9 protein-coding genes are annotated in these 14192 nt (G+C 60.9%); 7 read left to right on the top strand and 2 right to left on the bottom strand.

What is annotated here, in order from left to right:
- Positions 1 to 48: 48 nt before the first annotated feature.
- From PMI36_RS21435 to PMI36_RS21460, 7 genes are all read left to right on the top strand, one after another.
- Positions 49 to 4575 (top strand): SpvB/TcaC N-terminal domain-containing protein, encoded by a 4527-nt coding sequence (locus tag PMI36_RS21435; protein ID WP_008069605.1) that lies wholly within the window; start codon positions 49 to 51, stop codon positions 4573 to 4575.
- Between the two features lie 2 nt (positions 4576 to 4577).
- Positions 4578 to 7358: an RHS repeat-associated core domain-containing protein gene (locus PMI36_RS21440; protein WP_008069603.1), complete on the top strand. Its 2781-nt coding sequence runs from the start codon at positions 4578 to 4580 to the stop codon at positions 7356 to 7358.
- Between the two features lie 164 nt (positions 7359 to 7522).
- Positions 7523 to 7789 carry a hypothetical protein gene (locus tag PMI36_RS31405; protein WP_157214938.1) on the top strand — a complete coding sequence of 89 codons (267 nt, stop codon included), beginning with the start codon at positions 7523 to 7525 and terminating at the stop codon, positions 7787 to 7789.
- Between the two features lie 142 nt (positions 7790 to 7931).
- Positions 7932 to 9692: a sensor histidine kinase gene (locus PMI36_RS21445; RefSeq protein ID WP_032830196.1), complete on the top strand. Its 1761-nt coding sequence runs from the start codon at positions 7932 to 7934 to the stop codon at positions 9690 to 9692.
- The gene (locus PMI36_RS21450) at positions 9692 to 11026 is read left to right on the top strand and encodes a sigma-54-dependent transcriptional regulator (protein WP_008069597.1); all 1335 of its coding nucleotides are present in this window, start codon (positions 9692 to 9694) and stop codon (positions 11024 to 11026) included. Before PMI36_RS21445 ends, PMI36_RS21450 begins: the two co-directional genes overlap by 1 nt.
- A gap of 320 nt (positions 11027 to 11346) precedes the next feature.
- On the top strand, positions 11347 to 12666 hold the full coding sequence (locus PMI36_RS21455; RefSeq protein WP_008069594.1) for an MFS transporter: 1320 nt from the start codon (positions 11347 to 11349) through the stop codon (positions 12664 to 12666).
- A 259-nt stretch (positions 12667 to 12925) separates the two neighbouring features.
- The gene (locus tag PMI36_RS21460; protein WP_008069593.1) at positions 12926 to 13555 is read left to right on the top strand and encodes a flavin reductase family protein; all 630 of its coding nucleotides are present in this window, start codon (positions 12926 to 12928) and stop codon (positions 13553 to 13555) included.
- Here PMI36_RS21460 and PMI36_RS21465 read toward each other — a convergent pair whose 3' ends face one another.
- Positions 13556 to 13786, bottom strand: coding sequence for a hypothetical protein (locus PMI36_RS21465; protein ID WP_008010028.1), 231 nt, complete (start codon positions 13784 to 13786; stop codon positions 13556 to 13558).
- 41 nt (positions 13787 to 13827) lie between these two features.
- Complete coding sequence (locus tag PMI36_RS21470; protein ID WP_008069590.1) at positions 13828 to 14181, bottom strand: putative quinol monooxygenase; 354 nt, start codon at positions 14179 to 14181, stop codon at positions 13828 to 13830.
- Positions 14182 to 14192: the final 11 nt, after the last annotated feature.

Below are 14192 nucleotides of genomic sequence, written 5' to 3'. Positions count from 1 at the left end.
GATAGCGTTGACTTCACCCACGCCACCGCGTGCGCACGGGATGAAACCATGGCAGATCAAGACCTCAGCATCACGACGCCGTCCATCGCAAAAAGCGCATCGATCGCCACCATCGGCAAAAGTTGGGTCGCCGTGGGCCCGACCGGGGCGGCATCCTTCGAGCTGCCGATACCGGCGTCCCCCGGGCGGGGCTGGGATCCGCAACTGTCCCTGAGTTACAGCAGCCAGGCGGGTAACGGGCCGTTCGGCATCGGCTGGAGCCTGGGGGTCGGCCAGATCAGCCGCCGCACCCACAAAGGTGTGCCGCGCTACACCGACCATGACGAGATCATTGGTGACGACGGCGAAGTCTGGATGCCCGAACTCAACGACGACAGGACACTCAAGTCCCGCCTCGAAAGTCGCTACAACGGCGTCGACGTCGGCCCGCACACCGTGGTGCGTTACTGGCCACGGGTCGAAAGCGGCTTTGCCCTCAGAGAACGCTGGCAACCAGTGACCTCGCCCTCTGAGCCGGAACAACCTTCGTTCTGGCTGATGCACGGTGCCGATGGCTCACTGCACGTGTACGGCAAAACCACGTCTTCGCGCCGGGCCGATCCCGACGATCCGCTACGCGTGGGCACCTGGCTGCTGTGCGAAAGCATGAACGCCCACGGCGAACATATTTGCTTCGATTACAAAGCCGATGATCAAGACACCGACCCCGTCCATGACTACCGCGCCCAGCGTTACCTGCATCGGGTGTTCTACGGCAACTTCACGGCCAGCAAGGATTTGTATGCCTGGACGATAGAAAACCCGGCCGATCTGGACTGGCATTTTCATCTGCTGTTCGACTACGGCGAGCGCAGCACGTCGCTGACCGAAAAACCCGTATATGACGGCGACACACTGCAACCCTGGCTGACGCGCGCGGACGCCTTCTCGACCTATGGGCAGGGCTTTGAAACGGGCACGCGCCGACTCTGCCGGCAAGTGTTGATGTTTCACTACTTCCCTGCCGAACTGGGCGTCGAGCCGGTGCTGGTGCGGCGTCTGTTGCTGGAGTACCCAAAAAACACACCGGCATGGACCTTCAGCCAGATAACCGCAGCCCACTATCAGGCCTACGACGTCAGCGGTGCCGTGGAAAACAGCCCTCCGGTGGAGTTCGACTACTCGCCATTCGAGATCAATCAAACGCCCACACGGTGGCTTGAAGCGGACAACATGCCAGGCATCGAGGATGGCCAGTACTACCAGAGTGTCGACTTGTACGGTGAAGGCGTGCCGGGCGTTCTCTGCCGCTATGACCAGAGCTGGTACTACCGAGAACCGCTGCGCGCCCCGTCGGGGCCCGATGACATCGGCTACGGACCCTGGACAGCGCTGGACAAAATCCCCGTCGCGAACCGCAACCAACCCGTGCATCAGGTACTCACCGACCTGACTGGGGATGGCCGCCTCGACTGGATCAGTGCCCAACCGGGCATGAGCGTTTTCCGCACGCTGAAGGCCGATCGCAACTGGGCAGAATCCATTGCCTTTGGTGCGTTTCCGCTGGAGTTTTTCAACACCCTTTCCCACTTGGGTGATTTTTCGGGAGACGGGCTCAATTCCCTGGGGCTGATCGGTCCACAATGCGTGCGCCTGTACGCCAATCGTCGCGAGCAAGGATTTGCACCGGCTGAAGAAACACCGCATGAGCCACTGGATGACCGGCTCCCTCTGTTCAGCAATTCCTCCAGCGAACTGGTGCTGCTGGGCAACCTGCTGGGCAGCGACATGACCGAACTGTGCCGCATTCGACATGACCAAATCGAATGTTGGCCAAATCTGGGGCACGGCAAATTCGGCCAGGGACGGGTGATCAGCGCCTTGCCGTTCGAGTACGGCGAATTCGATTCCGCACGGGTGCGAATCGCCGACCTCAATGGCTCCGGCGCACCGGCACTGATCTATCTGAAATCCGCTGCGTTCGAGATTTACCGGAACCATGGCGGCAACGGGCTGGAGCAGACGCCGATCGTTGTGCCCTGGCCGCAGGACGTGCGTTACGACCCTCTGTGCCAGGTCACCTTCGCCGACCTGCAAGGCCTGGGCTGTGCCAGCCTGATCCTGACGGTGCCGCACATGAAACCGCAGCATTGGCGCTACGACTTTGTCGCGGCCAAACCGTACCTGCTGACGGCCAGCAACAACAACATGGGCTGCAGCGCCCGTGCGGTGTATCGCAGCAGCGCGCAGGAATGGCTGGACGAAAAGCAAGAACGACTCGTGGCCAACCCGACAGAGGTCCCGGCGTGCTTTTTACCCTTCCCCGTCCAGGTCGTGCATCAACAGCGCCAGTTGGATGAAGTCACGGGGAATTGCCTGACCCAATCGTTTGCCTATCGCCAGGGTGTTTACGACGGCAAGGAGCGCGAGTTCCGCGGCTTCGGCCAACTGCGACAAACCGACAGCGAGACCGCCACGGGCGACGACGATATTGGCTTCACGGCACCGGTAAGGGTGTGCACCTGGTTCCATACCGGGCAGTCCATGGACAGGCCACGCAATGGTTATTTCGATCGCGACACCGAGGCCTTGCCCTTGGGCGACACGCTGTTCAGCCGTTATCACGCCAATGATGAGTGTGATGAACCCGTGACGCCCCCCGACGATACCACCCGCTACGAAATCGCCCGGGCGCTGGTCGGCTCGGTCGCCAGAATCGAAACCTATGCCGACCAGGATGACCCGGCCACGGCGCGACCTTATTCGGTGGAAGAACACCGCTACCTGGTTCGCGAGGTACGGCCCCGCGGTGAACTGTATACCGCGGCGGTGCTGCTGCCCCTGGCGCTGGAGACGATCCGCTACCAGTACGAACGCTGTGTCGACGACCCGCTGTGCCGCCATGATGTGACCCTGCGGTGGAATGCCTACGGCCTGCCCACGCACGCGCTGACCGTCAGCTATGCGCGGCGCCGGACCGCTGCCGATACGCCGCCCTTTACCGATCCCGATGAACAGCAGTGGTGGCGGGACGCTCATGACGACGCTCAGCAGAACTGGTACGTGGACGAAACCCGCGCCCGGTTCATCGATCTGGATGAGGACCCGCAGCACTGGCGGCTAGGGTTAGCCTGGGAGCAACGCGGCAATGCGCTGGTGTTGCCCAAAGGCCCGCTCCCCAGCGGCCTGGAACCGGCTCAAGTGTCGTATGAGGAACTGACCCGGCATCAGGCTTCGCCGCAATGGAATGCCTTGCGTGTGCTGACCCGACAGTCGGTGCAGCGGTATCTCACCACGGCCGATCAGTTGCCGCTGCCCGATGGCCGGGCGGAGTTCGAAGCCCTGGCTGGCCCTCTTGAAGTGGCGCAAATGGACAAGACCGCGCTCGACGCTTATGGCGACCTGCCGCCGCCCTTCGACATCCGCGACGAACTGGCCAACATCGGTTATACGCCTATGCCGCTTCTGTTCGAGCCGTCGCTCCCGGCAGACAACGAAGAGAATCTGTGGTCCGCCCACTACGGTTTCGCCAGCTACGACGACCTCGCCGATTTTTACAGCGTGCGCAAATACCGCGAAACCCTCAGCCACGGCGAGACGAAGGCCGAGTACGACGACTACAGCCTGACGATTAAAAGCGTCGAGCTGCCGGACGGCTGTACGACCCGGATCGAATACGACTACCACGCGTTGCAACCCCTGCGCATCATCGATGCCAACGACAATGTTCAGGAAGCCATTTACGAACCTTCCGGACAGCCGCTGGCCATCAGTTTTTACGGCACCGAGAATGGCAGTACCGCCGGCTTCGATCCGCTGAGCGATTACGATCGACCAGAGGATCATCGGCCGGACCCGGCCATCGAGAACCCGGTGGATGCCATACAAAAAGCTGCCAGTACGTTGCGTAAGGATTTGTTCAGCTGGATGGGACAGCTTCCTCCTTTCGCCAGCGAGACCGTCCAATGGCGCGACGCCTGGATCGCGGACGGTTATGTCCTGCCCAGCGGGCACATCCGCGTCAGCGCGCGCCAGCGGTTGCGGCAACACAGCCCGCTGACGACGTCGGAACAGGCGTTGAGCCGACTCATCGACACGGTTCACCGCGAGCCGGTGCACAGCGTCATCCTCAGCGCCGACCGTTATCCCAGCGACAGGGAACCTGCACAGATTCAAATCGTTAAAGCCTGCGTGGACGGTTTTGGCCGGGCGCTGCAAACCCAACAACGGGTCGAGCCCGGCCTGGCGTATGCGGTGGCTGCCGACGGTTCATTGATTGTCGACCGTGGCGAGTTGCGCGAGGAATTCGCCGACCCGCGCTGGCGCATCAGCGAACGGGTGGACTACAACAACAAAGGTCAGGCCGTCCGGAAGTATCGGCCGTTTTTTGCCAACACCCATCACTACGTCAACGACCAGTCCCTGCGCGAGCTCGGCTATTTCGATCAACTGTTCTATGACGTACAGGGCCGGCCGATCAAACTGATCAACGCCAAAGGCTATTTTTCCCGCGAGACCTATCATCCCTGGTACCACGTCAGCGAAGACTTCAACGACACCGATGAGACGCTGTCGACTCAAACGCCGGAGTCATAGTCATGACGGCCAGTGTCCATCGGCGTACGCCCGTGCTCACGGTGAGTGACGGCCGTGGCCTGCCGGTCCGCCAGGTCGCCTATCTGCGTACAGTTGCCAGTGACACGGCAACTGCCCTGGTGACCCGCCAGCATTACGATGCGGCCGGCCGCCTGGTGGCGCAATGGGATCCGCGCTTGTTCGGCGCCCCCAAACCCAACCTTGCCCGCGTCTACGGTCTTGCGGGCGAGTCGCTCAGCGTCGACAGCGTCGATGCCGGCTGGCGCCTGAGCCTGCCAGGGCTGGCAGGGGAAGCACTGCACCGTTGGGACGCGCGCGGCAATCACTGGCGCACCACTTACGATAACCAGTTGCGGGTGATGGCTGTGGAGGAAAACGCCCAGCCGGACGTCGAAACCTTCACCTATGCCACAGCCGCGGCCGACGCCGGCCACAACCTGCGCGGGCAGTTGCTCGAGCAGGTGGATCCGTCGGGCAGCGTGCGCCTCGACAGCTACGGTCTGAGCGGTGAGCCGCTGCGCGAAACCCGCACCTTCCACGACCCCCAGACGTTTGTCAGCCGCCGCACCTACAGCCCCTTGGGCACCGTGCTCGAGCTGGTTGATGCCGGCGATCATCGGCAGCAATCGCGTTACGACCTCGCCGGGCAGCTCAAACAGGTGCAGTTGCAGCTCAACGGGCAAACGGGCTGGCAACCGGTGTTGCTGGACGCGCAGTACAACGCCGCCGGACAAATCATTGAGCAACACGCGGGTAACGGGGTGATCAGCCGTTGGCGCTACGACTCGGCCGACGCGCGCCTGCTGCGACACTATTCACAGAAAAACCAGGCGCCGGCCTTTCAGGACTTCGGGTATGCCTACGACCCGGCAGGCCACCTCACGCGCCTGCTCGACCATGTTTTCACGCCCCGGCATTTCGCCAACCAGCGCATCGATGGCCACCGCGAGTTCAGCTATGACTCGTTGTATCGACTGCACAGCGCCAGCGGTTACGACGACGGCCCGCCCTCGGACATTCCGGGCCGCCCACAACCCACCGACCCGGCCAACCGGCTCAACTACACGCAGACTTACCAGTACGACGACGGCGGCAACCTGATCAAACTCAGCCATGTGCGCGAGGGTGCCAGCTATACCCGCCAGATGTTCATCGACCCCGCCAGCAACCGTGGCGTGCGCTGGGTTACGGGCGATCCCGCGCCGGTGTTCGACCGCCTGTTCGACCGCCACGGCAACCTCCAGGCCTTGCAGCCCGGGCAAAACCTGCAGTGGAACGCGCGCGATCAATTGGCATCGGTGACTCTGGTCGATCGCGACAATGGCCCCGACGACGTGGAGCTTTACCGCTACAGCCAAGGGGTGCGGGTCCACAAACGCCACGAAACCCATACTGCCACGATCAGCCATTTTCACGACGTGCGCTACCTGCCGGGACTGGAGATCCGCACCCGGGACAACGGTGAAGAACTGCACGTCATCACCCTCGCCATCGGGCTCGGCAACGTACGATGCCTGCATTGGGTGACCGGTAAACCGCCGGGTATCGACGCCGATCAACTGCGCTACACCCTGGATGACCACTTGGGTTCATGCCTGATGGAGCTGGATCAACAGGCCCGGCTGATCAGCCACGAAGGTTACTACCCATTCGGCGCCACCGCATGGATGGCGGCATCGTCGGCGGTGGAGGCCGATTACAAGACCGTGCGCTATTCGGGCAAGGAAATGGATGTCAGCGGGCTGTACTACTACGGCGCCCGGTACTACGCACCGTGGCTTCAGCGCTGGGTGAGTGCCGATCCGGCGGGGGATGTGGACGGGCTGAATCTGTATGGGTTTGTGGGAAACAACCCGCTGCGCTATGTGGATCCTGACGGGGCAAACAAAGCAGAAAGCGTGATTTTCAATTACTCGAAATTTATTTCCGTTCTCGGTGGTTATGCCGATCAGACACTCCAGCAACTGGACAACGTCATCCATCAAAAGAACAACCTGCCCGAACTGGGCAAGAACCTGCTGGGCGAGACTATCAATGGGATCATCGGCTATGAGGGCGGAGTTTTTGGTAGTTCACAAGCCAGCACATTCCTTCCGCAATTCTCTCATTACGCCGCCTTTAAACCGCAGACGGCAGTGCCTTTCCTCGAAGGATTAACCGGCGGCAACGCCGGCGGAGACATGGCCGGAGGAATGAACGCTCCCTTTACCAATAACTTGGGCCTGATCCGCCCACTGATACCGCAAACCTCGACCATTTCAGTTGCAGCAATTGATAAAAAATTAGGTCTCGCTAAAGATGAAGGCATTAACTGGCGAGAGCTTCCCGGTAAGGTGCTCAACCCTGATTTTTTAATGAACAGGGTGATCGCCACGGTCGTATCAATCACCGGTGGTGCTCTTGATATGGGCTCTCGGGTTCAGGAAGCCGAGGACATCAACAACCGGCTCGACCCGGTCAAGATCAATAAAATCGAGACGATGCTCAGCGACTGGAAAGCCGCTACCGAGCAACGTTGGGCGCACGCCGAATCCGCCTTCAATGCGTTGGGTGCCAACGTTATCGACCCGGCCAACCAGCTTTCTAACGTCAACCACATGACACCCAAAGAAATGCTCGCACCAATTCACCGCTCGGTATTGCAACAGCAAACCAGAACCACCCTTGTCTACATAGATCGCGCTCAAAAAGGAATGGCTTACTACAAAGAGATGGGCACCACAGACAATCAGTTTTCATTGCGCCAAGCGCGAACCGCCTCACGAAAGTCCTCTAGACGATGACCGACTCTCGGAGTGCCAACGCGTGAACGATCACTGCATTTGCATACGCCTACCCTGCTTGTCCAAGACCCTCGAACGCTAACGGTGAGGCAAGTGGACTATTTGCGCACGACAACCACTATTGAAGTCTTGTCACTCGCCAACACCACGACTCCGCCGGACGATTGATCGCACAATGGGATCCGCGCTTGTCCGGCACCGCGCCCAAGGCCAATCTGGCCAAGGTCTACAACCTGACCGGCGGGCCGCTGAAAGTCGACAGCGTCGATGCCGGCTGGCTTGAGCCTGCCGGGGTTGGCGGGCGAAGTGCTGCTGCGTTGAGATCAGCGCGGCCATCACTGGCAGACCCGCTACGACGACCAGTTACGGCCGGTCGCCATCGAAGAACATACGCAACCGGACGTCGAACGCTTCAGCTATGCCGACAGTAACGCGGACCCAGGCTATAACCTGCGCGGCCAACCGATAGAACAGCGCGATATCGCCGGCCCCCTGAGTTTCAGCAGCTATGAACGGGCCACGCCCGGCAACATGTTATGGTGCGCGCCCGTATTGCTGACTGTTTTCAACGCCATGCTTGCGACTTCCCGAACGTTACGCCTGACGCTGTACACCCTGCTGATCGCCGCCGGTGCGGTTCTGGCTGCCACCTTTGCCATCCGCCACGCCGAGCGCCAGGCGCTGGAAGAAGACGCCGCCCGCGCCAGTCAGCAATTGGCGTTGTACGCCAACTCCCTGCACACCCTGATTGAACGCTATCGCGCCCTGCCCGCCGTACTGGCGCTGGACCCGCAATTGCGCGCCGCGCTAAACGGTGAAGTGAGCCCCGAAGAGCAGCTTGCATTGAATCGCAAACTGGAGAAAATCAACGGCGCCGCGCAGTCCTCGACCCTGGAACTGCTCGACCGTACCGGCCTCGCCGTGGCCGCCAGCAACTGGCGCCTGCCCAGCAGTTACGTCGGCCACAATTACGGTTTTCGCCCCTACTTCAGCCAGACCCGCACTCAGGGCACCGGGCGCTTTTATGCGGTGGGCGTCACCAGTGGCATTCCCGGTTACTTCCTGTCCAGTGCAGTGACTGGTGACGACGGCGAGTTCCTCGGCGCAATGGTGGTCAAACTCGAATTCCCGGAACTGGAGCGCGAATGGCGTCAGGGCAGCGACACGTTGCTGGTGAGCGATGCGCGCGGGATCATCTTCATCGCCAATCAGCCGGGCTGGCGTTATCGCCTGCTGCGACCGCTGAGCGCCAGCGATCACACCGAACTCAAGGCCACGCGCCAATACGACAAACAACCGCTGACCCCGCTTGAGTATCGTTCGGTGCGGCGCTTCGACGACAACAGTGATTTGACCCGGGTCAATGGCCCCGAGGGGACGGCGGACTACCTCTGGGAATCCCTGCCGCTGGCCACCGAAGGCTGGACGCTGCACTTGCTGCGCCGCCCGCAGGTAGCCTTCGAAGACCTGCGCAACGCCGGGCTCGCGGCCGCCGGGGTGTGGCTGGCCGTGGTGTTTCTGTTGCTGTTCCTCAATCAGCGTTGGCGGCTGGCGAAATTGCGCCAGCGCAGCCGCGAAGAACTCGAACGACTGGTAGAAGAACGCACCCGCGATTTGCGCACAGCCCAGGACGGCTTGGTGCAATCGGCCAAACTCGCGGCACTGGGGCAAATGTCGGCGGCGCTGGCCCATGAAATCAACCAGCCGCTGACTGCCCAGCGCATGCAACTGGCGACCTTGCGCCTGCTGCTCGATCATGGTCGGGTTGAGGACGCTTACAAGGCGCTGAAACCGGTGGACGATATGCTCACCCGCATGGCCGCGCTCACCGGCCACCTGAAAACCTTCGCCCGCAAAAGCCCCAGCGGCCTGCGCGAACGGCTGGACCTGGCGACGGTGGTCGATCAATCCTTGCAGTTGCTGGATACGCGCTTGCGGGACGAAAACGTCAGTCTCGTGCTGCACCTGACGCGCCCGGCCTGGGTGCGTGGCGATGCGATTCGCCTGGAACAGGTGCTGATCAACCTGCTGCGCAATGCCCTGGATGCGATGCACGACAAACCCTGCAAGCGGCTGGAAATCCGCCTCGAAGCCGATGAGCAATTGTGGCGCCTGACCGTCGCCGATAACGGTGGCGGCATTGCCGAAGAGAATCTGGCACAAGTCTTCGATCCGTTCTTCACCACCAAAGCGGTGGGCGATGGCCTGGGTCTGGGGCTGGCCGTATCCTTCGCTATCGTTCACGAAGCGGGCGGACGTTTGAGTGCTGACAATGGCGAAAACGGCGCGGTATTCACCTTGACGTTACCTATTGATCTGGAGGTCCCTGCCTGATGCTCAATTCGGTGATGGTGGTCGATGACGAAAGCAGCATCCGCAGTGCTGTCGAGCAATGGTTGAGCCTGTCGGGGTTCGAGGTGCAGCTGTTCAGCCGCGCCGACGAATGCCTGGCGCAACTGCCCAGACATTTCCCCGGGGTGATTCTCAGCGATGTGCGCATGCCCGGCATGACGGGGCTGGAGCTGCTGGCTGAAGTCCAGCGCCGCGATGCCGATTTGCCGGTGATTCTGCTGACCGGTCACGGCGATGTGCCGATGGCCGTCGAAGCCATGCGCGATGGCGCCTACGATTTCCTTGAGAAACCCTTCAGCCCGGAAGCCCTGATGAGCAGTCTGCGTCGGGCGCTGGACAAGCGTCGACTGGTGCTGGAAAACCGAGCGCTGCATGAGCAGGCGGACAATCGCGCCAAACTCGATGCCACGCTGCTGGGGGTGTCCCGTGGCTTGCAGACCCTGCGCCGGCAAGTGCTGGACCTGGCGACGTTGCCGGTCAACGTGCTGATCCGTGGCGAAACCGGCAGCGGCAAGGAATTGGTTGCCCGTTGCCTGCACGACTTCGGTCCGCGCGCCGACAAAGCCTTCGTGGCGCTGAATTGCGCGGCGATTCCCGAGCAGTTGTTCGAGGCCGAATTGTTCGGTCATGAGAGCGGCGCGTTCACGGGCGCCCAGGGCAAACGCATCGGCAAGCTCGAATACGCCGACGGGGGCACGTTGTTTCTCGATGAAATCGAAAGCATGCCGCTGGCCCAGCAGGTGAAACTGCTGCGGGTGTTGCAGGAGCAGAAACTTGAGCGATTGGGTTCCAACCAGAGCATCCACGTGGACTTGCGGATCATCGCCGCGACCAAACCCGATTTGCTGGATGAAGCCCGGGCCGGACGTTTTCGCGAGGATCTGGCCTATCGATTGAACGTCGCCGAGTTGCGTCTGCCGCCATTGCGCGATCGGCGTGAAGACATTCCACTGTTGTTCGAGTTCTTCGCGCGAAGTGCCGCCGAACGTTTGGGGCGCACCTTTGCGCCCTTGAGCGGGCCGCAACTGAGCCATCTGCTGAGCCACGACTGGCCGGGCAATGTGCGTGAACTGGCGAACGTCGCCGAACGACAAGTGCTGGGCCTCGGCGAACCGGAACCGGCAGGGATCGACCCCGGCCAGTCACTGGCGGCGCAGCAAGAAGCCTTCGAAGCCCATTGCCTGCGCGCGGCACTGACCCGGCATAAAGGCGATGTGAAAGCGGTGCTGGAAGAGCTACAACTGCCGCGCCGTACCTTTAATGAAAAGATGCAGCGGCATGGGCTGACGCGCGAGATGTTTTTGCAGGACAGCTGAACTTTGCGGTGCCTGAACTGGCCCCTTCGCGAGCAAGCCCGCTCCCACATTGGATCTATGGCGAATACAAAATTTGCCTACACCACAAATCAACTGTGGGAGCGGGCTTGCTCGCGAAGGGGTCATCACTGACGAAGCAATACCACGCCTAAATAAGCGGTTTTCCGCTCGCGCCCGCCCCTGAATAAGCGGATTTCCGCTCAGTAAAACCCGCTACCCCCTCTAAACCGGCCCTCCTCCCCTTGGCACAGCTCCTGCTATAGCTCCAGCAGGCTGCGTTAACTCGCGCTCCACAAAAACAATTAAACGAGGATCCTTCAATGGATAACTCCAACACCCTGCCCCTTGGGTCGGCTGCCCTGCCGGTCAAAGAAAAAACCACTGCCAGCCGGATCAAATCGATCTTCAGCGGCTCTGTCGGCAACATGGTCGAGTGGTACGACTGGTACGTCTATGCCGCCTTCTCCCTGTACTTCGCCAAAACCTTCTTCCCCGCCGGTTCCTCCACCGCACAGCTGATGAACACCGCTGCGATCTTCGCCGTGGGCTTCCTGATGCGTCCGATCGGTGGCTGGCTGATGGGCCTCTACGCGGACCGCGCCGGTCGTAAACGTGCGTTGATGGCCTCGGTGTATCTGATGTGTTTCGGCTCGCTGCTGATCGCCTTGAGCCCCAATTATGAAACCATCGGTATCGGTGCGCCGATCCTGCTGGTGTTTGCTCGCCTGCTGCAGGGTTTGTCGGTTGGGGGTGAGTACGGCACCTCGGCGACGTATCTCAGCGAGATGGCGACCAAGGAGCGTCGCGGCTTCTATTCCAGCTTCCAGTACGTGACCCTGATCTCCGGCCAACTCATCGCCCTGGCGGTGCTGATTGTGCTGCAACAGACCCTGACCACCGAGCAACTCTACGCCTGGGGCTGGCGCATCCCGTTCGCCATCGGTGCGCTGTGTGCCGTGGTCGCGCTGTACCTGCGTCGTGGCATGGAAGAAACCGAGTCGTTCACCAAGAAAGAGAAGGCCAAGGAAAGCGCGATGCGCACCTTGATGCGCCACCCGAAGGAACTGATGACCGTGGTCGGCCTGACCATGGGCGGCACCCTGGCGTTCTACACCTACACCACCTACATGCAGAAATACCTGGTGAACACCGTCGGCATGAGCATCACCGACTCCACCAGCATCTCGGCAGCCACGCTGTTTCTGTTCATGTGCCTGCAACCGATCGTTGGCGGGCTGTCGGATAAAGTCGGTCGCCGGCCGATCCTGATTGCCTTCGGTATCCTCGGGACGTTGTTCACCGTGCCGATCCTGACCACCCTGCACACTGTCCAGACCTGGTGGGGCGCATTCTTCCTGATCATGGCGGCGCTAATCATCGTCAGCGGCTATACCTCGATCAACGCGGTGGTTAAAGCTGAACTGTTCCCCACCGAGATCCGTGCGCTGGGCGTCGGTTTGCCGTACGCGCTGACCGTGTCGATCTTCGGCGGTACCGCTGAATACATCGCGCTGTGGTTCAAGAGCATCGGCATGGAAACCGGTTACTACTGGTATGTCACGGCGTGCATCGCGGTGTCGTTGCTGGTGTACATCACCATGAAAGACACCCGCAAACATTCGCGGATCGAGACGGACTGACCGTTACATTGATGGAGGCTGTTATGGCCTCTTCGCGGGCAAGCCCGCTCCCACATTCGACCGCATTTTCTTCTGAAAGAACTCGGTCAACCTGTGGGAGCGGGCTTGCTCGCGAAAGCGTTTAACATTCAACAAGGATGCTGACTGATACACCGCTTTCGCGAGCAAGCCCGCTCCCACATTAGATCTCATCGCTGGAAATAACCCGCTCGTCCTTGCACTATGATCGATTCCGAATCAACGCCTCAGGGACCCGTTCATGCCCGACGACATCCACTTCTACGAACCCGCCAACGGCCACGGCCTGCCGCATGATCCGTTCAACGCCATCGTCGGCCCGCGCCCTATCGGCTGGATTTCTTCCCAGGACGCCAATGGCTGCTTGAATCTGGCGCCCTATAGCTTCTTCAACGCCTTCAACTACATCCCGCCAATCATTGGGTTTTCCAGTGTCGGGCGCAAAGACAGCCTGAACAACATCGAGCAGACCGGCGAATTCGCCTGGAACCTGGCGACTCGTCCGCTGGCCGAGCAGATGAACCAGAGCTGCGCCATGGTCGGGCCGCAGGTCAATGAATTCGAACTGTCCGGGCTGACCACCGTGGCGTCGAAAATCATTCAGGTGCCACGGGTCGCCGAAAGCCCGGTGTCCTTTGAGTGCAAGGTCACGCAGATCATTCAGTTGCAGCGCGCCAACAAGGAGGTGGTGCCGAGCTGGCTGATTCTCGGCGAAGTGGTTGCCGTGCACATCGCCAAATGGCTGTTGAAGGATGGGGTGTACGACACCGCCGCGGCAGAACCGATTCTGCGCGGCGGCGGGCCGGCGGATTACTTTCAGCTGGGGCCAGAGGCATTGTTCAAGATGTTCCGCCCCGGGGCGGTCAAGTAATTACCAGAGCAGGTCGGCGTCTTCTTTAACGTCTTTGAGGCGGGTCAGCTCTTTGGCCGCAGCCTCGTCCGCTTCATGAGCGGTCTTGAAAGTCTGGCCTTCCAGCACTTTGTGAAAAGTCGGGGCACCGGAACCGCCGAGGGCTTTGACGGCAATTGCGGCGTGGTAACCGCCCTCGCCCGGTACTACTGCTGAAACGGCTTCGAAGTGTTCAAAGGCTTTGCGTGCCATGTCGCGGATCCTGGCTAATGGAGAGTTGCGCCATTAAACCCTCAACCGGCGAGTTTGTGTACCGCTGCCTGGGACTGGCCAAGGGCCTGGACCGCCGAGACATCCTTGAAGGTATGAAAATCCAGGCTATTGACCAGCAGCTCCTGCACCAGCTCGGCAAAAATCTGCATCGCCGGGCTGCCGAAGTAAGCGGTCATGGCCTGTTGGTTGTCCCAGAAACCGGACACCAGCCACAGCTCGGGATCGCATTGCGAGTGCTGCAGGGCAAAGCTCAGGCAACCCGGCGCGTTGCGCGACGGCTCGATCAGGGCGCTCAGGCGCGCACCGAGTTCTGCCGAACGCCCGGCGCGGGCGCGGACGAAGGCCATATGACTGACGGGGATTTGCGTAGACATGTTCAACCCTC

Source organism: Pseudomonas sp. GM79, from assembly GCF_000282495.1.
Classification (GTDB): domain Bacteria; phylum Pseudomonadota; class Gammaproteobacteria; order Pseudomonadales; family Pseudomonadaceae; genus Aquipseudomonas.
The sequence above is the reverse complement of the archived record's forward strand: the minus strand, read 5'-3'. Positions and strand labels throughout refer to the sequence as shown.

Excerpts from the sequence above, each read along its gene's own strand:
- PMI36_RS21445 (WP_032830196.1), top strand. The coding sequence starts at position 7,932 with ATGCTTGCGACTTCCCGAACGTTACGCCTGACGCTGTACACCCTGCTG.
- PMI36_RS21460 (WP_008069593.1), top strand. The coding sequence starts at position 12,926 with ATGCCCGACGACATCCACTTCTACGAACCCGCCAACGGCCACGGCCTG.
- PMI36_RS21455 (WP_008069594.1), top strand. The coding sequence starts at position 11,347 with ATGGATAACTCCAACACCCTGCCCCTTGGGTCGGCTGCCCTGCCGGTC.
- PMI36_RS21435 (WP_008069605.1), top strand. The coding sequence starts at position 49 with ATGGCAGATCAAGACCTCAGCATCACGACGCCGTCCATCGCAAAAAGC.
- PMI36_RS21450 (WP_008069597.1), top strand. The coding sequence starts at position 9,692 with ATGCTCAATTCGGTGATGGTGGTCGATGACGAAAGCAGCATCCGCAGT.
- PMI36_RS21470 (WP_008069590.1), bottom strand. The coding sequence starts at position 14,181 with ATGTCTACGCAAATCCCCGTCAGTCATATGGCCTTCGTCCGCGCCCGC.
- PMI36_RS21465 (WP_008010028.1), bottom strand. The coding sequence starts at position 13,786 with ATGGCACGCAAAGCCTTTGAACACTTCGAAGCCGTTTCAGCAGTAGTA.
- PMI36_RS21440 (WP_008069603.1), top strand. The coding sequence starts at position 4,578 with ATGACGGCCAGTGTCCATCGGCGTACGCCCGTGCTCACGGTGAGTGAC.